This is a genomic window from Kitasatospora setae KM-6054 (assembly GCF_000269985.1).
GTDB lineage: Bacteria > Actinomycetota > Actinomycetes > Streptomycetales > Streptomycetaceae > Kitasatospora > Kitasatospora setae.
On sequence record NC_016109.1, the window covers coordinates 4,294,119 to 4,313,090 of the forward strand.

An 18,972-nucleotide genomic window follows, 5' to 3' on the forward strand; every position below is an offset into this window, starting at 1 on the left:
CAGCCGACTCGACTCGATCGATTCCGGTACGGGAAGCGGCGGATGCCGAACCCGGTGGTACGACTCGCGCGGCGCTCTCCGTGAGTCTCGACGCCGCGGTGCGGGCGGGTGTTCCGGAACTCCGGCGATTCCACCCGTCCTGGTGACGCCGCGACGGGGCGCGCCACCGCTCCCAGCATCCCCCCGGCGCGCCGGGGCGACGAGCCGCGTCCGCGCCCGGGTCCCCGCTCCGGCGCGATGCAGCGCACCCTAAGGCCCGCGCTCGCGCCCCGTCAGCAGGATGCGCCGCCCATCACCCGAAGGACTGGTTTTCCGTTTGCCGGGCTGACCGCCGCGACCTCGGGAAACACCGCGGGGCGCTGCGTCCGGACGGGTCGGTCCGGGCACAGCGCCCCGCGCCGGCGTTCTGCTACCGGGCGGCCTCGGCCGCGATGTCGGTGCGGTGCTGGCCGCCCTTGAAGGAGATCCGGGCGACGCCCGCGTAGGCCCGCTCCCGGGCCTCGGCGAGGTCCGCGCCGACGGCGGTGACGGACAGCACCCGGCCGCCCGCGGTCAGCACCGCGCCGTCCGGGCCGGCCTTGGTGCCCGCGTGCAGCACCGAGGCGGTGCCGTCGGCCTCCGCCTCGGCCAGGCCCTCGATCGGGTCGCCGGTGCGCGGGTTCGCCGGGTAGCCCTCGGAGGCCATCACCACGGTGACCGCGGCCTCGTCGGACCAGCGCAGCGGCTCCAGCCCGCCGAGCGTGCCGTTCGCGGCGGCCAGCAGCACGCCGGCCAGCGGGGTGCGCAGCCGGGCCAGCACGACCTGGGTCTCCGGGTCGCCGAACCGGGCGTTGAACTCGATCACCCGGGTGCCGCGCGAGGTCAGCGCCAGGCCCGCGTACAGCAGGCCGGAGAACGGGGTGCCACGGTGCCGCAGCTCGTCCACGGTCGGCTGCAGGACGGTCTCCAGCACCTCGGCGACCAGGCCCTCGGGGGCCCAGGGCAGCGGCGAGTAGGCGCCCATGCCGCCGGTGTTGGGGCCCTGGTCGCCGTCCAGCGCGCGCTTGAAGTCCTGCGCGGGGACGAGCGGGAGCACGGTGGTGCCGTCGGTGATCGCGAACAGCGACACCTCGGGGCCGTCCAGGTACTCCTCGATGACCACCCGCTCGCAGGCCGCGGCGTGCGCCAGCGCGGCGGCCCGGTCCTCGGTGACCACGACGCCCTTGCCGGCGGCCAGGCCGTCGTCCTTCACCACGTACGGGGCGCCGAACGCGTCCAGCGCCTCGGCGGCCTCCCGCTCGGTGGCGCAGACGTAGGAGCGCGCGGTGGGGACACCGGCCGCGGCCATCACGTCCTTGGCGAACGCCTTGGAGCCCTCCAGCTGGGCGGCCTCCTTGCCCGGGCCGAAGACCGGGAAGCCGGCCGCCCGCAGCGGCTCGGCGACGCCGGCCACCAGCGGGGCCTCCGGGCCGACCACCACCAGGTCGGCGCCCAGCTCCCGGGCCAGCGCGGTGACGGCGGCGCCGTCCAGCTGGTCGACGGGGTGCAGTGCGGCGACCCGCGCGATGCCGGCGTTGCCCGGGGCGCAGTGCAGCTCGGTGACAGCGGGGTCTTGGGACAGAGAGCGGCACAGGGCGTGTTCGCGGGCGCCGGTTCCGATGACGAGGACCTTCACGCCTGCCAACCCTAGCCGGTGGCCGGTTCCGCACCGTCGGCGGCTCCGGCGGAAGCTCCAGCGCCCCGGCCCGCCCGGCGGCGGGGATTCGTAGGAAGGCACAGGAACTTCCCCGAACAGCCGTGCCGTCACACCGACGACCCGCGCGACCCTCGCTCGGACGGGTGAAATCCGGCCACCCGCCGCAACCCTCCCACCTCGGCTTCCGCTCGGCTTCCGGAGGTGAAATCACATAACGATCGCTGCGGAAGCGCCCCCACGGTCAGCCATTTGGCGGTAAGAAGTGCTGTTGGACCCGGATCCGGCCGCACCGCCGGAACCGGCACCATGGGCGGCTGCGACCCGCCCGCGGCGCCACGGGTCCGCACCGCCGTGCCACGAACCGCCAGTTCCACGAACCGACCGCCCGACCCCCCGGACGATCGGCCTCCGTACCGATCAGTCCCGGTACCCGCCGGGCCTCCGCAGTCACCCCGCCACAGGGAGCGCCACAGGTGAGCCAGCCGGAAATGCAGCCCGAGGAGAGCCCCTGGGGCAAGGAGGTCGCCGACGACGACCAGTCCGTCCCGGGCGCCGGCGGACGGACCCCGACCCGCCGCCGCGCCGACCTGAGCGCCCGTCAGTTCCCGCTCGGCGACTGGGGCGAGCCGGCCGAGCGGCTGGAGGAGCTCTACCGCTGGTCGGAGGAGCGCGCGGTCGAGGCGATCGACTGGTACCGCCGGGACCGGGTCTGGAAGCGCCGCTGGGCCCGCCTGCTGCGGTTCTCCGCCGCGGTGTCCGGCGTCGGCGGCGTCACCGCCCCGCTGGTCTCGCTCACCGGCGAGCTCCCGCACGCGATGGAGTGGGGCTACACCGGCCTGGCGCTGACCGCCGCCGCGCTGCTCGCCGACCGGGCCTTCGGCCTCACCTCCGGCTGGATGCGGGACGTCTCCACCGCGCAGGCCCTGCAGCGCCGCCTGGAGGCGTTCCAGTTCGACTGGGCCTCCGAGTGCGTCCGCGAGGTGCTCGGCCCCACCGAGGGCACCGCGGGCGAGGCCGCCGAGCGCTGTCTGGGCGTGCTGCGCCGCTTCTGCGAGGACGTCTCCGACATGGTCCGCACCGAGACCTCGGAGTGGATGCTGGAGTTCCGGGCCGGCATGAGCCAGCTCCCCACCCAGGCCCCCGGCAGCTGGGGCGGCCGCCACGAGGGCGGCTCCGGCGCCCAGGTCCGCGTCCTGCCGCCGCCCGGCACCCGGCCCACCATGCCGCGCCAGCGCCCGCCGGAGGGCCCGCTGCGCTGACGGCGGCGGAGCCGGCCACCGGGCTCCGCCACCGCGCGCCGCCCCGCGCGTCCTAGGCGAAGACGACCATCGAGCCCTGGGTGACGCTGCGGGTCGCCGCCGCGTACAGGCCGGACCAGGCGTGCCGCTCGCGCGCGTAGGGGTGGCAGTCGTCGATCGGCGGCCCGAAGGACTGCTCCAGCTGGGTCGGCCCCAACGGCTTCGTGGGCATCGGGGGGTTGAGCGGATCGATCCCCAACAGCGGTGCCACCGCCTGGAGTTCACGCAGCAGACCGTACGAGGAGCCCAACGGGCCGCCCGCGGCCAGGAGTTCGTCACCGACCAGCGGGGTGTGGAAGTCCACCGGCAGGTACGCGCCCGCGTGGTCGAAGTGCCAAACCAGGTGCGACTGTTCGGCGGTGGACTCGAACATCTCCAGCAGCTGCTCGTAGTCGCCGCCGAGCGCGTCCACCGGCGTCACGTCGAACCCGGTCAGCCCCAACAGGTAGGCGCGGCGCAGGAAGTGCAGCGAGTCGTAGTCGAAGGCGGCTATCGCCTCGACGTCCCCGGAGAAGCCCGGCACGTACGGGTGCACCGGGACGGGGGGCAGCCCGTGCTGGGCGAGCACCGCGTCGTAGCGGGCGAGGTCGTCGCGGAACGGGTTCTCGGGGCTGTGGGAGAGCACGTCCACGAGCGGGACGAGCCAGAGGTCGCAGGCCATCAGCCGGCTCGTCCTCTCTGCTGGCGGGGGCGGTGGGCCCCAACCCTACCGGCCCGCGGCGGGCTCCCCGCTGCCCGGGCGGAACGACCGGGCGAACCGCCCCGGGGGCACGAAGCGCGGCATCGGCACCAGGCCCAACCCGACGGTGGCGGACGCCGGTTGGGGGACGATCCCGGTCGGCCGCGCCACCGCGGGGGCCGCCGGCGGCACCGGATCGGCGGACGCCGACGACGGCGCCGCGGAAGCGGGCGCGGGCACGGGCGCAGAAGCGGGCGCGGAAGCGGGCGCGGGCACGGCCGGCTCGCGCAGCAGCCGGAGCACGGCCACCCCGTCCAGCGACTCACCGAGCCGCCGGGCCAGCAGCTCGATGGTGAACAGGTTGTACTCGTTGACGATCCGGTGCGCCCCGGCCCGGTCCCGGGCCTCGATCCGGTCGACCAGCTCGCCGTGCCGGTCCCAGCAGACGCCGGCCAGCTCGGCGCCGGCCGCCCGCAGGTGCGGGGCCGCGAACATCCAGGACTGGATCCGCAGCCAGCCCAGGTAGTCGGCGATCCGGTCGTTGCACAGCACCCCGGCGGCCTCCTGCCAGAACCGCAGGTCGCAGCCGACCAGGACGTCCAGCTGCCCGGCCCGGGCGGCCCGGGCCGCCGCGTCGGCCCGGCGGCGCAGCGAGGGCAGCCGGGACCAGTCGTAGGCGTGCTCGCCGCGGGCGGCCAGGTGGCGCAGCGCGTTGTCGGTGAGCAGGGTGCGGGCCTCGAAGATCTCCAGGAAGTCGGCCCAGGTGAACTCGGGGACGGTGAAGCCCCGGTGCGGTTCGGTGACCAGCAGGCCCTGGGCGGCGAGGTCGACCAGCGCCTCCCGGGCGGGGGTGGCGGAGACGCCGTAGATGTCGGCGATCTCCTTGACGGTGAAGTTCCGCCCGGCCGGGAGCCGGCCGGCCATCATCTCGTCGCGCAGGGCTTCGGCGATCTGCTCGCGGAGGCTGTGGCGCCGGATCAGGGCGCGCCCGCCCCCGGACCCCGCAGCGGTCATGGCCGCCCCCTCTCCGTGCCGCGCCCTCGTGCGGCCGGAACCCGGCTCACAAAACGCGCACAGAGTACCCCGGAATGGTCAATCCGGACCAAGGGCACGGAGAATTCCGTGCCCTTGCCGTCAGCTCCGGGGCGGCCGGACCCGCGCCCGGGCAGCCCCGCGCGGGCCTCAGCGCCGCAGCGGCCTCAGCGGCCTCAGCGCCACGCGGGCCTCAGCGCTGCACGGGCGCGGGGATGCCGAGCAGCCGGTCCCGGTGCACCGGGAACTCGGCGCGGCTCTTCGCCGCCTCCGCCGGGTCGAACTCCACCGTCAGCACCTGCTCGTCCGGCCCGGCCTCGGCCAGCACCCGGCCCCACGGGTCGACCACGATGCTGCGGCCGGCCTGCTCGACCCCGCCGTGGGTGCCCGCGGTGTTGCAGGCCAGCACGAACGCCTGCTCCTCGACGGCCCGGGCCCGGGCCAGCAGGTTCCAGTGCTCGGCCCGGCGGGCCGGCCAGGCGGCGGGGACGACCAGCAGTTCGGCCCCGCCGTCCAGCAGCGCCCGGAACAGCTCGGGGAAGCGCAGGTCGTAGCAGGTGGCCAGGCCCAGCACGGCGAAGCCCGCGTCCGCGGTGACGATCTCCTGGCCGGCGCCCATCGCGACGGCCTCGCCGCTGTCGAAGCCGAAGCGGTGGATCTTGCGGTAGGTGCGGACCAGCTCGCCGTCGGGCGCGAACAGCAGCGAGGTGTTGTAGATCGGGCCGTCCGGGTCCCGTTCGACGATCGACCCGGCGTGCAGCCAGCAGCCGACCGCCTTCGCGGCGGCCGCCATCGCCTCGGCGGTCGGCCCGTCCAGCGGTTCGGCGGCGGCCGACCAGGCGTCGTACGCGAAGCCGCCGACCGGCCACAGCTCCGGCAGCACGACCAGGTCGGCGCCCTCCTGGGCGCGGACCAGGGCCGCGGCGCGGGCCCGCCGCTCGGCGGGCGGTTCGGCGTCCGACACCGCGAGTTGGATCAATGAAGCGCGCACAGTACCACCGTCCACGGCAAGAGTCCTACGATCGTCACCCGAAAGCGCTGCCCTGCTCTCACCCGGCAGCGTAACGTGCCGTATGCGCGTCCGTGCGAGGTCTCGGCAGCCCGGGCGACGTGGGACGACGCAAGCCGACGGAGGGGCCGGAGATACCAGTGGCGGACAACCAGACCGTGCAGGCGTACACCGACGCGTGGACGCAGTCGATCGAGTCGATATCCGAGCTGCTCGCCCCGCTGCCGACCGACGCCTGGAACCGGGCCACCGAGTGCGCCGGCTGGTCGGTCCGGGACGTCGTCTCGCACATCATCGGCGTCGAGTCGGAACTGCTCGGCGACCCGCGCCCGATCCACGCCCTCCCGCGCGACCTGCGGCACGTCACCGACGAGTTCACCCGGTACATGGAGCTGCCGGTCGACAAGCGCCGCTGCTGGACGCCGGTGGAGATCACCAGCGAGCTGGAGTACACGGTGATCCGCCGCTCCCGGGCGCTGCGCAACGCCAAGCAGCAGCCGGACGACCTGGTGCGCTTCCCCGCCGGCCCGCTGGCCCGGGACGTCCCGTACGCGACGCTGCTGCGGCTGCGCGCCTTCGACGTCTGGGCGCACGAGCAGGACCTGCGCCGCGCCCTGCGGGTGCCGGGCAACCTGGACTCGCCGGCCGCCGTGGTGACCAGGGACTGGCTGATCGGGACGCTGCCCAAGCAGGTCGCCAAGCTGGCGGGCGCGCCGATCGGCTCGACCGTGGCCTTCGACGTCGCGGGCGCGCTGCCCTTCCAGCGCACCGTGCGGGTCGGCGCGGACGGCCGGGGCAGCGTGGACGAGTCGGTGGTGCTGGCCCCCGAGGTGCGGCTGTCGATGGACTGGCAGACCTTCGTCCGGCTGTGCTGCGGCCGGGTCCGCCCGGAGACCGCGCTGGTCAACGTGATCGGCGACCAGGAGCTGGGCGCCCGGGTGCTCACCCACCTGGTGAGCACCCCCTAGTCACCCGGCGGGCCGGTCCAGCCTGCGGCGCAGCCGCAGGATCATCGCCGTCCCGAGCAGCAGCGGCAGCAGCTGGAAGCAGAACGCGACCTGGTAGGCGTGCGCCCCGTGGGTGTCGCCGCCCGGGTCGGCCAGCGCGTCCAGCAGCACGCCGACGCCGAGCAGGGTGACCATCGAGCCGATGAAGCCGCCCATGTTGGCGATGCCGGTGGCGGTGCCCATCCGCTCGGCCGGGTTGTGGGCGCGGGCGTAGTCGAGGCCGATCAGCGAGGCCGGGCCGTTGCTGCCCATCACCAGCATCAGCACCACCAGCAGCCACAGCGGCGGGTGGCCGTGCGGCCAGGCCAGCGCGGCCGTCCAGCAGAGCGCGGTGGCGCCGAGCACGGTGAAGGCGATCGGCAGCCGGCTGGCGGCGGTGCGCGAGACCAGCCGGCCGAACAGCAGGCCGAAGGCCATCCCGCTGAGCACCAGCAGGCTGAGCAGGCCGCCCGCCCCGGCGTGCGACATGCCCTGCCCCTCGACCAGGTAGGGCATCCCCCAGAGCAGGCCGAACGCGGACGCCGGGAACGCCGTGGTGAAGTGCACCCACATGCCGAGCCGGGTGCCGGGCTCGGACCAGGCGGCCCGGATCTGCTGCCCGACCGGCAGCCGCGCGCTGCCCGGCGCGAACGGCGCGGGCGCCCCGGGCGGGGCCTCCTTCAGCAGCCCCAGGACGGCGGCGAACACCACCGCGCCGGTCAGCGCGATCGCGCCGAAGGTGGCGCTCCACCCGGCGCTGTGCAGCGCCTGCGCGAGCACCACGGTGGTGAACAGGTTGCCGCCGGTGCCGACCAGGCCGGTGAGCTGGGCGACGAACGGGTTGCGGGCGGCCGGGAACCAGCGGGCGGCGACCCGCAGCACGCTGATGAAGGTCATCGCGTCGCCGCAGCCGAGCACCGCCCGGGAGGCCAGCGCGGGCGCGAACGCGGTGGAGAAGGCGAACGCCAGCTGCCCGGCGCTCATCAGCGCCACGCCCAGCAGCAGCACCCGGCGCGGGCCGATCCGGTCGACCAGCAGCCCGACCGGCACCTGCATCCCGGCGTACACCAGGACCTGGAGGATCGAGAAGGTGGACAGCGCCGAGGCGCCGATGCCGAACCGGGCGGCGGCGTCCAGGCCGGCCACGCCGAGGCTGGTGCGGTGCACCACGGCGAGCACGTAGACGCTGACGCCGACCGACCAGGCGAGCCAGGCGGCCCGGCCCCCGGGCGGGTGGAACACCGGGACGCCCCGGGCCGGGGCGTCGGCGCGGGGGCGCGGGAGGGAGGCGGACAGGGACGGGACGGTGCGGGCGGGGTCCACGCTCATAGTGGAACCAGGCTAGTCATCCCATCACCTGACCTTTGGGCCGGGGTCGTCCCGGACGTCCGCTTTCAGCCGGTCAGCGTCCAGCTCACCGCCCGGGTCATGTACTGGGCCCGGAACGCCTCGTCCCGCACCCAGTCGGTGGTGTCCCGGACGGTCGCGGTGACGGTGTGCCGGCCGCCCGGCTCCAGCGCCAGCGCCCCGGTGTCCAGCCAGGTGCCGTCCGCGCTGCCGGCGTCCACCGGCTTCCCGTCCAGCGTCCAGTCGATCCGCAGCTGCCGCGCCCCGGTCAGCGCCAGCGGCCGGACGTGCAGCTTCGGCCGCCCGCCGACGTCGCCGGGGGCCGGCTCCGGCGGGTCGGTCGGCTTCACCCGGCGGTACAGCTGCTCGACGATCGCCTCCCGGGAGGGCAGGTTGTACGCGCCGCCGAGGGTCCGCATCACCGAGTCCGCGGTCGGCCGGTACAGGCCGTTGGCGCTGCGGTACGCGCCGACCACGCCGCCGCCGTCCGGCGACTCGGCGCCCAGCCAGTGCCACCACTTGGTCTTCTCGCGGAGCATCTGCTCGGCGTCCAGCTCGGACAGGTTCGGGTAGTCCGGGTCGTTCGGGGCCGAGTCGTACTCGTCGCCGAGGGTGCCGACGGTGTGGCCGATCTCGTGCTGGATGATCCGCCCGGCGTCCGGGCTGCCGCCCGCCAGGGTGGTCACCCCGGTGCCGCCCGCCCCGCCGTACTCGGTCGAGTTGGCCAGCGCGATCAGGTACTGCGGGCCCTCGCCCTGGCCGGCCCAGCGGGCGGTGGCCTCCTCGTCGGCGCAGAGCAGGCGGGCGGTGCCCTCGCACCAGAAGCGCATGCCGAGCGGGGTCGCGGTGGACTTCCCGGCGTTCTCGCTCTCCGCGATCCCGGCGACCGGGGAGACCACGTCCACCCGCCGTATGTTGAAGAACCCCTGGTAGGTGCGGAACGGCTCGATCTCCAGCAGCGCCCGCCAGGCCCGGTCCGCCTGCTCCCGGAACAGCGGCTGCTGGGCGGCGGTGTAGCCGTCGCCGAGCAGCACCAGGGTGATCCGGTTGGTCGCGTCGCCGGTCAGCCGCAGGTCCACCGAGGGCGCGCCCGGGGCCCGCAGGTCGGGGCGGACGACCGGCGGCGCGGCCCGGTCCGGGCCGGGCGGCGGCCCTATCGCGGTCGACGGCGCGGGCGAGGCGAGTTCCACCACGGCGGGCAGCACGGCGGTGGCCACCAGGAGCAGGGCGGCCGCGCAACGCATCACGGGGCCGGGAGCACCAGTCGGCATACGCGGGAGTCCTCCGCTGCGACGGTCACCCGGCCTGACTGCGCGGGTGGCTTGGTCGCACACACGTACCCATCCGGGCCGGGGCCCCGGCCCGGCGGGCGCGAAACTCCCTCGGGCGGCCCAATGCGCGACCCGCCGCCGACCCACCCCCGGCGACCCGCCGGAATCCCCAATTCCGCAGCACCCCAGCCGAGTTGGCGACCGAACCGGCGGGATAACCTGCCGGGCGGGGAACAGCGGCACCACGAGGGGGAAACGACACATGGAGAACCGGCTCGAAACCGACCCGCGGACGGCCTTCGGACACGCCCTGCGCGCCCACCGGCGCGGCGCCCGGCTGACCCAGCGGGAGCTCGCCGCCAAGGCCGGGCTCGGCATCCGCACCCTCTGCGACCTCGAACGCGGCACCGCCGCCCCGCGCCCCGCCACCGCCGCCCTGCTGGTCGCCGCCCTCGACCTGGCCCGCCCGGCCGCCGAGGGCTTCCACGCCCTCGCGCTGGCCGGCTGGCGCTCCGCCCGGCGCTGAAACCGGGCTCCGTCCGGGAACGCCCGCGGGGCCCCGCTCCGGCGTCCGGAACGGGGCCCCGCGGCGGGCCCGGGGGCCTGGGGCGGGTCAGCCCCAGGTGATCAGGCGCTTCGGGTACTCCAGGATCGCGGCGGTGTCCGCCAGCACCTTGGAGCCGAGCTCGCCGTCGACCAGCCGGTGGTCGAAGGACAGCGCCAGCGTGGTGACCTGCCGGGGCACCACCTTGCCCTTGTGCACCCAGGGCAGCTCCCGGACGGCGCCGAAGGCCAGGATGGCCGCCTCGCCCGGGTTCAGGATCGGGGTGCCGGTGTCGACGCCGAAGACGCCGACGTTGGTGATCGTGATGCTGCCGCCCGCCATGTCGGCCGGCGAGGTCTTGCCCTGCCGCGCGGTCTCCACCAACTCACCGAGCGCGACCGCCAGTTGCGAGAGCGTCCGGGAGCCCGCGTCCTTGATGTTCGGGACGATCAGGCCGCGCGGGGTGGCCGCGGCGATCCCGAGGTTGACCGCGCCCCGGATGACGATCTCCTGGGCCGGCTCGTCCCAGCTGGCGTTGATCTCCGGGTGCCGCTTGACGGCGGTGAGCAGCGCCTTCGCCACCAGCAGCAGCGGGCTGACCCGCACCCCGGCGCCCAGCTCGCCGCTCTCCTTGAGCTTGCGGACCAGCTTCATCGTCCGGGTCACGTCCACCTGGACGAACTCGGTGACGTGCGGCGCGGTGAACGCGGAGGCCACCATCGCCTGCGCGGTCGCCTTCCGCACGCCCTTCACCGGCACCCGGACGTCCCCGGCCGCGTTCGGCACCGACACCGGCGCCGCCGCCGGGGCGACCGGCTCGGCCGCCGGCGCGGGGGCCGCGGCCACCGGCTCGACGACCGCCTCGGCGGCGGTGTTCGCCGCGGCGTGCACGTCCTCGCGGGTGATCACGCCGTTCGGGCCGGTCGGCACCACGGCGCGCAGGTCGATCCCGAGGTCCTTGGCGAGCTTGCGCACCGGCGGCTTGGCCAGCGGGCGCTCCCCCTCGGCCACCGGGGCGACCGGGGTGACCGGCACGGCGGGCACGGCCGGCGCGGCGGGCACGGCCGGCGCGGCGGCGGCGCCGTTGGTGCGCCGGGCCCGGCGCTGCGCCGAGCCGGTGCGCGGCCCGTAGCCGACCAGCACCTCGCGGCGCTCCGGCTCCGGCTCGGCCGCCGAGGCCGCCGAGGCCGCCGGAGCGGCGGCGGGAGCGGCCGCCGTGGGCGCGGCCGGAGCGGCGCCGGCGACGGCGACCGCGATGATCGAGGTGCCGACGTCGACGGTGGTGCCCGCCGGGAAGTGCAGCGCCTCGACCACGCCGGTGAACGGGATCGGCAGTTCGACGGCGGCCTTGGCGGTCTCCACCTCGCAGACCACCTGCCCGTCGGTGACGGTGTCGCCCGGCTTCACGTACCAGGTGAGGATCTCGGCCTCGGTGAGGCCCTCGCCCACGTCGGGCATCTTGAACTCGCGGAGCGAGTGGACGTCAGTGGTCATCTCGGCCCCCTGTTCAGAACGCCAGCGCGCGGTCGACGGCGTCCAGCACCCGGTCCAGGTCGGGGAGGTAGGTCTCCTCGACCCGCGACGGCGGGTAGGGCGCGTGGTAGCCGCCGACCCGCAGGATCGGCGCCTCCAGGTGGTAGAAGCAGCGCTCGGTGAGCCGGGCGGCGAGCTCGGCGCCGAGGCCGAGGAAGACCGGGGCCTCGTGGACGACGATGCCGCGGCCGGTGCGCTTGACGGACTCCTCCAGGGTGGCGAAGTCGACCGGCGACAGCGAGCGCAGGTCGACCACCTCCAGCCGGCGGCCGTCCTCCTCGGCGGCCTGCGCGGCCTCCTGGCAGACCTTGACCATCGGCCCGTAGGCGATCAGCGTGGCGTCGGTGCCGGGCCGGACGATCCGCGCCGCGTGCAGCGGCAGCAGCGGGTCCTCGCCGACCTCGCCCTTGTCCCAGTAGCGGCGCTTGGGCTCCAGGAAGACCACCGGGTCGTCCGACTCGATGGACTGGCGCAGCATCCAGTGCGCGTCGTGCGCGTTGGACGGGCTGACCACCCGCAGGCCGGCGGTGTGCGCGAAGTACGCCTCGTGCGACTCGCTGTGGTGCTCGACCGCGCCGATGCCGCCGCCGTACGGGATGCGGACGGTGATCGGCATCTTGACGTGGCCGAGCGCGCGGGCGTGCATCTTGGCGAGCTGGGAGACGATCTGGTCGAAGGCCGGGTAGACGAAGCCGTCGAACTGGATCTCCACCACCGGGCGGTAGCCGCGCAGCGCGAGGCCGATCGCGGTACCGACGATGCCGGACTCGGCGAGCGGGGTGTCGATCACCCGGTCGTCCCCGAAGTCCTTCTGCAGGCCGTCGGTGATCCGGAAGACGCCGCCGAGCTTTCCGATGTCCTCGCCCATCAGGACGGTCTTCGGGTCGCTCTCCAGCGACTTGCGCAGCGCCCCGTTGAGCGCCTTGGCGATGCTGAGCTGGCCTGCCATCAGTGGTGCTCCCCACCCTCGAAGGAGGCGGCGTACGCCTCGTACTCGGCGCGTTCCTCGTCCACCAGGGGGTGCGGCTCGCTGTACACGTGGTCGAAGATCAGCGTCGGGTCGGGGTCGGGCATCGAGCGGACCCCCTCGCGGACCCGCAGGCCCAGCGTCTCGCTCTCGGCCTCGACGGCGGCGAAGAACGCCTCGTCGGCGAGGCCCTCCTTCTCCAGGTGGGCCTTCAGCCGCAGGATCGGGTCCTTGGCCTTCCAGGACTCGGTCTCCTCGGACTGCCGGTAGCGGGTCGGGTCGTCGGAGGTGGTGTGCGCGCCCATCCGGTAGGTGAACGCCTCGACCAGGACCGGGCCCTGGCCGGTGCGGGCGTGGTCGAGCGCCCAGCGGGTGACCGCGAGGACGGCGAGCACGTCGTTGCCGTCGACCCGGACGCCGGGGAAGCCGAAGCCGGAGGCGCGGCGGTACAGCGGGATGCGGGTCTGCACCGCGGTGGGCTCGGAGATCGCCCACTGGTTGTTCTGGCAGAAGAACACCACCGGCGAGTTGTAGACCGAGGCGAAGGTGAAGGCCTCGTTGACGTCGCCCTGGCTGGAGGCGCCGTCGCCGAAGTAGGCGATCACCGCGTCGTCCGCGCCGTCCTTGGCGATGCCCATCGCGTAGCCGGTGGCGTGCAGGGTCTGCGCGCCGATCACGATGGTGTAGAGGTGGAAGTTCTTCTCGTTCGGGTCCCAGCCGCCGTTGTTCACGCCGCGGAACATGCCGAGCAGGTTCAGCGGGTCGACGTCGCGGCACCAGGCCACGCCGTGCTCGCGGTAGGTGGGGAAGGCGTAGTCGCCGGCCCGCATCGCCCGGCCGGAGCCGACCTGGGCCGCCTCCTGGCCCAACAGCGAGGCCCACAGGCCCAGTTCGCCCTGCCGCTGGAGCGAGGTGGCCTCCGCGTCGAAGCGCCGGACCAGGACCAGGTCCCGGTACAGGGAGCGCAGCTCCTCCGGCGTCACGGTGAGCGGGAACTCCGGGTGCTCGACCCGCTCGCCCTCCGGGGTCAGCAGCTGCACGAGCTCCGGCTCGGCGCCGACACCGGCCCGGGCGGGATCGGGGACGCCGGGTGCGGCCTTCTTGCGCGCCCTCGACGTGCTCTTGACGGTCACGTTCACTCCTCGGTCTGTCCGGCCGCCCGGGGTCGCCGGTGGCCGGTCCGGATCGCCCCTCCGGCTCGTGCGCGTGGGTGTGCGCACCAGTGCGGCGGGCGGTGTTCCCTTTCCGACGGCGTCCCTCACTCACGAGAACGTTACCCAGCGACGCCCCCCGGCGCCTTTGCGCTAGGACGTCCTAGTTGTTCTCCTACCGGGAAACCGCCGGTGTGCTGCGGTTGGCCCGTTCCGGTCAGGACACCAGCGCACGGTATCCGGGCCCGGCCCGCTGCGAAAGGGGGTAACGGGACTCGATTTGTGCGACGCTTTGCAAATGACTGATAACGGACATATCAGGGTCTTTCTCCTCGATGATCACGAAGTGGTCCGGCGCGGCGTGCACGACCTGCTCTCCATGGAGGGCGACATCGAGGTGGTCGGCGAGGCCGGAACGGCCGCCGAGGCGCTGAACCGCATTCCCGCGGTCCACCCGGACGTGGCGGTGCTCGACGTCCGGTTGCCGGACGGGAACGGCGTCGAGGTGTGCCGGGAGATCCGCTCCCAGGACCCGTCCGTGAAATGCCTGATGCTGACGTCGTTCTCGGACGACGAGGCGCTGTTCGACTCGATCATGGCGGGGGCCTCGGGATATGTCCTGAAAGCGATCCGCGGCACCGACCTGCTCTCCGCGGTCCGCGACGTCGCCGCCGGGAAGTCACTGCTCGACCCGGTGGCCACCAGCCGGGTGCTGGCCCGGCTGCGCGACGGGGGTGAGAAGGAGGACGAGCGGATCGCGCAGTTGACGAAACAGGAGCGCCGGATCCTCGACCTGATCGGCGAGGGGATGACCAACCGGCAGATCGGCAACGAGCTGCACCTGGCCGAGAAGACCGTGAAGAACTACGTCAGCAGCCTGCTGGCCAAGATGGGCATGGAGCGCCGCACCCAGGCCGCCGCCTACGTCGCCCGCCGCCAGGCCGACCAGCGGCACTGAGCGCGCCGAGAGCACAGTCGCACACGCTGTGTCAAGTCACCGTCACGCCGAGTAATACGCTCGGTGCGTGACGGACGGACAGACCCTCTCCCTCGCGCCGGCCCGCCCGGACGCCACCGCTCCCCCCGTCGGAACCCTCAGCCCCCCGGTCGCGCACGCCGCCGTGGCCGGGGTCCTGCGCGCCTACCGGATCCCGCCGCCCACCGCGGTCGAACCGGTCGCGGAGGGCCTGCTCAACCGGGGCTACCGGATCTCCACCACCGACGGCGGGTACTTCCTCAAGTGCTACGTCGACCCGGCCACCGCCGACCGGGCCGCGATCACCGCCCAGCACCGCGCCACCACCGCGCTGGCCGCCCGCGGCCTGCCGGTCGCCGCCCCGCTCCCGGACGGGGACGGCCGCACCGTCACCGCGCACGGCGGACGGCTGTTCGCGCTCTACCCGTGGGTGGCCGGAAACCACCGGCACGGCACCGGCCTCGACCCCGCCAGGTGCGGCGAACTCGGCACCCTGCTCGGCCGGTTGCACGGCGCGCTGGCCGAGGTCTGCCCGCCGCTGCGACAGCCCGACGGGGTGCTCAGCGCCGAGGTCGCGGAGACCGAGCGGATCGTCGCCGAGCTCCGCGCGCTGGCCCGGGCGCACCGCCCGTACGACGCCTTCGACCGGCGGGCCGAACAGCACCTCGCACAGCGCCTCGACCTGCTCGCCGCCCACCGCCACCGCCGCCCGGGCCCGGCCGACGCCCCGCCCACCGGCTGGACCCACGGCGACTTCCACGGCCTGAACGTGCTCTACCTCGGTGACACCGTCAACGCCGTCCTCGACTGGGACAAGCTCGCCCCGCACCCGGTCGCCGAGGAGGCCGTCCGGGCCGCCACCCTGCTCTTCAACGACCGCGTCACCGGCGTCCTCGACCTGCCCCGGGTCCGCCACTGGGCCCGCGCCTACCGGGCCACCGGCGCCGCCGACGCCGAACAGGTCGCCCGCGCCGTCCACCGGGTGTGGTGGGAACGGCTGAACGACCTGTGGATGCTGCAGTGGCGCTACCAGCGCCACGACCGCCGCGCCGACCCGCTGTTCCCCGCCGCGGCCGGCCAACTCGCCTGGTGGTGCGCGGAGTACGAGCAGGTCATGGACGCGTTCGCCAACTGACCCGCCCGCACCGGCCGGACAGGGCCTCGCAGGGCCTAGTGGATCGGCAGGTTCACGTGCCCCGGCCCGCCGGTGCCGGTCGGCGCCGGGTTGGCGGTGCCGGTGGCCGGCGGCGGGCTGCTGGCCGGGCCGGTGGCCTTGTCGCTGGCGCTGGGCGACGGCGACGGGGACGGGCTGGTCGAGCGCGAGGAGCTGGCCGAGGGGGACGGCGACGGGCTGGTCGAGCGGGTCGGGGTGGCCGGCGGCGTGCTGACCGGGGTCTCCGGCTGGTGGCTGGCGGCCTGGCTGCGGGTGGGCGTCGACGGGGTCGGCCGCTCGACCGGGGTGCTCCCGGTCGGCTGGGGGCTGGGGCTCTGCACCGGCGCCGTGGTCTGCTCGTCCTTCGGCGTCGGCTTGTCGTTGTTGGCGGTCAGCGCCAGCGCGACCCCGATGGTGGCGGCCAGCACCAGCGCGACCACGCCGAGCACCCAGCCCCACGGGTTGCGGCGGTGCGGCTTGCCGGGCTCCTCGCCGTCGTCCCCGCCGCCACCGTCGCCACCGCCACCGCCCGGGCCCTGGTAGGGCGTCGCGGGCGTCTGGTAGGCCGAGGTGACCTGGTACGGCATCGCCTCGGTCGGCGCCGACCCGGCGACCGGGTTCATCGGCTCGGTGAGCGAGGCGGAGCCGGTCGGCGGGGTGTGCTCCCAGGCCCCGGCCGCGGCCGCCGCCGCCAGGCCCGCGGCGCCCGCCGGGTAGCCCGCGCCGGCCGCGCCGTGCATCTGCCGCAGCGCGTGCTGCACGTGGGCGCGGAACTCGTCGGCGCTCTGGAACCGGTCGTCCGGGTTCTTCTCCAGCGCCCGCAGCACCAGCCCGTCCAGCGGCGCCGGCACCCGGTCGTTGGCCCGGGACGGCGGCACCGGCGCGTCCTGGACGTGCTGGTAGACCACCGAGAGCGGCGTCTCCCCGGTGAACGGCGGCCGCAGCGTGAGCAGTTCGTACAGCATGCAGCCGGCCGCGTACAGGTCGGAGCGGTGGTCGACGGCCTTGCCGAGCGCCTGCTCCGGCGAGAGGTACTGCGGGGTGCCCATCACCATGCCGGTCTGCGTCATGGTGGTGGCGCCGCCGGCCAGCGCCCGGGCGATGCCGAAGTCCATCACCTTGACCGCGCCGCCGGTGGTGATGATGACGTTGGCGGGCTTGATGTCCCGGTGCACGATGCCGTGCCGGTGGCTGTAGGCCAGCGCCTCCAGCACCCCGGCGGTGATGATCAGCGCCTGGTCGACCGGCGGCGCCTCCTCGTCCACCAGCAGCTCGCGCACGGTCCGGCCCTCGACCAGCTCCATCACGATGTACGGGGTGGACTCGCCGCCGTGCTGCTCCTCGCCGGTGTCGTAGACCGCGACGATCGAGTGGTGGTTGAGCGCCGCGACCGCGTGCGCCTCCCGGGTGAAGCGCAGCCGGGCGGTGTCGTCCTCGGCGAGCTCCGAGCGCAGCAGCTTGACCGCGACGGTCCGGCCCAGCCGGATGTCCTGGGCGGCGAACACCTCGGCCATCCCGCCGCGGCCCAGCCGGTGGGTCAGCCGGTAGCGGCCGTCACCGATGGTGGTGAACGGAACGGCACTGCCGCGTCCGGGAGTTCGGGGGCCGACCGACAGCACCTCGGTGGGGCCGGTGACCTCTTCCGGACGGCCCCGGTCCTGCCCGTGGGCGTCCGTGCCGGACACGTCCCACCGCTGGTCCCCGCGGTCCCCGCCGTCGTCCGGTCGTTCGCTCTGACCCATCGCTCCTCGCCCCGGGCACCCGCTCGGCGCGCGCTCGCCCTGTCGGTTCTTCCTCAGCACGCTACCGTCTCGCGCCCTCCGGCGTGGAACGAGAGGGCGCGCGCGGGGGTCGGTTCGACCGCTGCGGGCCCGGCCGGGGCCCGGCTTCGAGTACCGTGTCGACCGGCTCTGCCCGCGCGGTCGGCGGGCCCGGCACCGGGGTGCCGCGTCCGTCCGGTCAGGCGTTGCCGTCGGCCGCCGCCACCGCGATCACCACGACGATGAACGCCAGCAGCAGCACGCCCGCGATCACGCAGATCACGATCGCCGCCGTCCCGCACCCGCCGCGGCCGCTCGCCGGGGCCGGCGGCGGGTACGGCATCGCCATCGGCCCGGGGGCCTGCGCCGGGAACGGCGCCGGGGTCTGCGGCTGGAACTGCTGCTGGTAGGCCGGCTGCGGGAACGGCGGCGGGGTCTGCGCGGCCGGCGGGAACGGCGCCGGCGTCTGGGCCGCGTACGGCGGCGGGGTCTGCGCGGCGTACGGCGGCGGCGTCGGCGGGCCGGGCACCGGCTGGTACGGCTGCTGCACCGACGGCGGGCCCTGCGGGCCGGGCACCGGCGGGAAGTTCGTCAGCGACGGCGCGGCGTGCACCGAGCGCGGCCCCTCGCCGATCACCAGCGGGGTGGACGCCTGCAGCGGCGTGTTGCCGCCGCCCTGCCCGCCCGCCAGGACCCGCTCCAGCTCCTCGCGCATCGCCTCCGCGGTCGGGAACCGGTGCGCCGGGTCCTTCCGCAGCGCCCGCTCCACCAGCGCGTCGATCCCGGGCGTGACCGCCCGGTTCAGCGTGGACGGCGCCGGCGGGGTCTCCTGCACGTGCTTGTACGCGATCGAGAACGCCGAGTCGCCGTCGAACGGCAGCTGCCCGCTGAGCAGTTCGAACAGCATGCAGCCGACCGAGTACAGGTCGGAGCGGGCGTCCACGCTCTTGCCGAGCGCCTGCTCCGGCGACAGGTACTGCGGGGTGCCGACCACCATGCCGGTCTGCGTCATCGAGGTGACGCCGGACTGCAGGGCGCGCGCGATGCCGAAGTCCATCACCTTGACGACGCCCTTGGTGGACACCATCACGTTGGCCGGCTTGATGTCGCGGTGCACCAGCCCCTGGTCGTGCGAGGCCTCCAGCGCCGCCAGCACCGCACCGGTGATCTTCAGCGCCTGCTCGTTGGGCATCGCCCCGAGCGTGGTCACCTGCTCGTCCAGCACGTCCTTGAGCGAACGGCCCTCGACGAACTCCATCACGATGTACGGCGTGGTCGACCCGTCCGGCGCGACGTCCTCGCCGGAGTCGAACACCGAGACGATGTTGGTGTGCTGGAGCCGCGCCACCGCCTGCGCCTCGCGCCGGAACCGCTCCTTGAACGAGGCCTCCCGGCCCAGCTCGGTGTGGAGCGTCTTCACCGCGACCTGACGGTCGAGCACCGTGTCGTAGGCGAGGTGGACGGACGCCATGCCGCCCTGCCCGAGCAACCGCTGCAGCACGTACCGGCCGTGCCCGAGCGAGTGCCCCTCGGTGCTGCCCTCAGTCATGTCCCAGCTCCCCCTCGGCGCGCGGTACTTCCGGACACCGGT

General features: G+C 74.7%; 16 protein-coding genes. 5 read left to right on the forward strand and 11 right to left on the reverse strand.

What is annotated here, in order from left to right:
• Positions 1-409 precede the first annotated feature (409 nt).
• Entirely contained in the window at positions 410-1,654 is a 1,245-nt protein-coding gene (gene purD, locus KSE_RS19025; RefSeq protein ID WP_014136957.1) for a phosphoribosylamine--glycine ligase, read from the reverse strand.
• Between the two features lie 494 nt (positions 1,655-2,148).
• Here purD and KSE_RS19030 point away from each other — a divergent pair, with 494 nt between their 5' ends.
• On the forward strand, positions 2,149-2,934 hold the full coding sequence (locus KSE_RS19030; RefSeq protein ID WP_033259636.1) for an SLATT domain-containing protein: 786 nt from the start codon (positions 2,149-2,151) through the stop codon (positions 2,932-2,934).
• A 52-nt stretch (positions 2,935-2,986) separates the two neighbouring features.
• Here the strand turns inward: KSE_RS19030 and KSE_RS19035 are convergent, their stop codons facing one another.
• From KSE_RS19035 to KSE_RS19045, 3 genes are all read right to left on the reverse strand, one after another.
• Positions 2,987-3,634 carry a hypothetical protein gene (locus tag KSE_RS19035; protein WP_014136959.1) on the reverse strand — a complete coding sequence of 216 codons (648 nt, stop codon included), beginning with the start codon at positions 3,632-3,634 and terminating at the stop codon, positions 2,987-2,989.
• 45 nt (positions 3,635-3,679) lie between these two features.
• On the reverse strand, positions 3,680-4,666 hold the full coding sequence (locus tag KSE_RS19040) for a GntR family transcriptional regulator (RefSeq protein ID WP_014136960.1): 987 nt from the start codon (positions 4,664-4,666) through the stop codon (positions 3,680-3,682).
• Between the two features lie 211 nt (positions 4,667-4,877).
• Entirely contained in the window at positions 4,878-5,675 is a 798-nt protein-coding gene (locus tag KSE_RS19045) for a carbon-nitrogen family hydrolase (protein ID WP_014136961.1), read from the reverse strand.
• Positions 5,676-5,833: 158 nt separating this feature from the next.
• Between KSE_RS19045 and KSE_RS19050 the strand changes: the two genes are divergently transcribed.
• Positions 5,834-6,661, forward strand: a complete 828-nt coding sequence (locus KSE_RS19050; protein WP_014136962.1) for a maleylpyruvate isomerase family mycothiol-dependent enzyme — start codon at positions 5,834-5,836, stop codon at positions 6,659-6,661.
• Here the strand turns inward: KSE_RS19050 and KSE_RS19055 are convergent, their stop codons facing one another.
• Positions 6,662-8,008, reverse strand: a complete 1,347-nt coding sequence (locus tag KSE_RS19055) for an MFS transporter (protein ID WP_014136963.1) — start codon at positions 8,006-8,008, stop codon at positions 6,662-6,664.
• 65 nt (positions 8,009-8,073) lie between these two features.
• Complete coding sequence (locus tag KSE_RS19060; protein WP_157850085.1) at positions 8,074-9,297, reverse strand: M64 family metallopeptidase; 1,224 nt, start codon at positions 9,295-9,297, stop codon at positions 8,074-8,076.
• Between the two features lie 262 nt (positions 9,298-9,559).
• Here KSE_RS19060 and KSE_RS19065 point away from each other — a divergent pair, with 262 nt between their 5' ends.
• A complete protein-coding gene (locus tag KSE_RS19065; protein ID WP_014136965.1) occupies positions 9,560-9,823 on the forward strand; it encodes a helix-turn-helix domain-containing protein in 264 nt (87 codons plus the stop codon).
• 87 nt (positions 9,824-9,910) lie between these two features.
• On the opposite strand, the gene KSE_RS19070 is transcribed toward KSE_RS19065, so the two are convergent.
• From KSE_RS19070 to pdhA, 3 genes are read right to left on the reverse strand one after another with little or no spacing between them, the layout of a single operon-like run.
• Positions 9,911-11,335 (reverse strand): dihydrolipoamide acetyltransferase family protein, encoded by a 1,425-nt coding sequence (locus KSE_RS19070; protein ID WP_014136966.1) that lies wholly within the window; start codon positions 11,333-11,335, stop codon positions 9,911-9,913.
• 13 nt (positions 11,336-11,348) lie between these two features.
• Positions 11,349-12,323, reverse strand: a complete 975-nt coding sequence (locus KSE_RS19075) for an alpha-ketoacid dehydrogenase subunit beta (protein WP_014136967.1) — start codon at positions 12,321-12,323, stop codon at positions 11,349-11,351.
• Positions 12,323-13,474, reverse strand: a complete 1,152-nt coding sequence (gene pdhA / locus KSE_RS19080; protein ID WP_033259635.1) for a pyruvate dehydrogenase (acetyl-transferring) E1 component subunit alpha — start codon at positions 13,472-13,474, stop codon at positions 12,323-12,325. The genes KSE_RS19075 and pdhA overlap by 1 nt, the downstream gene beginning before the upstream one ends.
• A 316-nt stretch (positions 13,475-13,790) precedes the next feature.
• On the opposite strand from pdhA, the gene KSE_RS19085 reads away from it, so the two are divergent.
• A complete protein-coding gene (locus KSE_RS19085; protein ID WP_014136969.1) occupies positions 13,791-14,450 on the forward strand; it encodes a response regulator in 660 nt (219 codons plus the stop codon).
• Positions 14,451-14,517: 67 nt separating this feature from the next.
• Positions 14,518-15,603 (forward strand): phosphotransferase enzyme family protein, encoded by a 1,086-nt coding sequence (locus KSE_RS19090; RefSeq protein WP_014136970.1) that lies wholly within the window; start codon positions 14,518-14,520, stop codon positions 15,601-15,603.
• A gap of 35 nt (positions 15,604-15,638) precedes the next feature.
• Here the strand turns inward: KSE_RS19090 and KSE_RS19095 are convergent, their stop codons facing one another.
• Positions 15,639-17,363: a protein kinase domain-containing protein gene (locus KSE_RS19095; RefSeq protein WP_014136971.1), complete on the reverse strand. Its 1,725-nt coding sequence runs from the start codon at positions 17,361-17,363 to the stop codon at positions 15,639-15,641.
• A gap of 217 nt (positions 17,364-17,580) precedes the next feature.
• Entirely contained in the window at positions 17,581-18,930 is a 1,350-nt protein-coding gene (locus KSE_RS19100; RefSeq protein WP_014136972.1) for a protein kinase domain-containing protein, read from the reverse strand.
• Positions 18,931-18,972 lie beyond the last annotated feature (42 nt).

Bases quoted from the DNA above. Each gene is read 5' to 3' on its own strand.
- KSE_RS19035 (WP_014136959.1), bottom strand. From the start codon at position 3,634: ATGGCCTGCGACCTCTGGCTCGTCCCGCTCGTGGACGTGCTCTCCCAC.
- KSE_RS19040 (WP_014136960.1), bottom strand. From the start codon at position 4,666: ATGACCGCTGCGGGGTCCGGGGGCGGGCGCGCCCTGATCCGGCGCCAC.
- KSE_RS19055 (WP_014136963.1), bottom strand. From the start codon at position 8,008: ATGAGCGTGGACCCCGCCCGCACCGTCCCGTCCCTGTCCGCCTCCCTC.
- KSE_RS19060 (WP_157850085.1), bottom strand. From the start codon at position 9,297: ATGCCGACTGGTGCTCCCGGCCCCGTGATGCGTTGCGCGGCCGCCCTG.
- KSE_RS19065 (WP_014136965.1), top strand. From the start codon at position 9,560: ATGGAGAACCGGCTCGAAACCGACCCGCGGACGGCCTTCGGACACGCC.
- KSE_RS19070 (WP_014136966.1), bottom strand. From the start codon at position 11,335: ATGACCACTGACGTCCACTCGCTCCGCGAGTTCAAGATGCCCGACGTG.
- KSE_RS19075 (WP_014136967.1), bottom strand. From the start codon at position 12,323: ATGGCAGGCCAGCTCAGCATCGCCAAGGCGCTCAACGGGGCGCTGCGC.
- KSE_RS19085 (WP_014136969.1), top strand. From the start codon at position 13,791: ATGACTGATAACGGACATATCAGGGTCTTTCTCCTCGATGATCACGAA.
- KSE_RS19095 (WP_014136971.1), bottom strand. From the start codon at position 17,363: ATGGGTCAGAGCGAACGACCGGACGACGGCGGGGACCGCGGGGACCAG.
- KSE_RS19100 (WP_014136972.1), bottom strand. From the start codon at position 18,930: ATGACTGAGGGCAGCACCGAGGGGCACTCGCTCGGGCACGGCCGGTAC.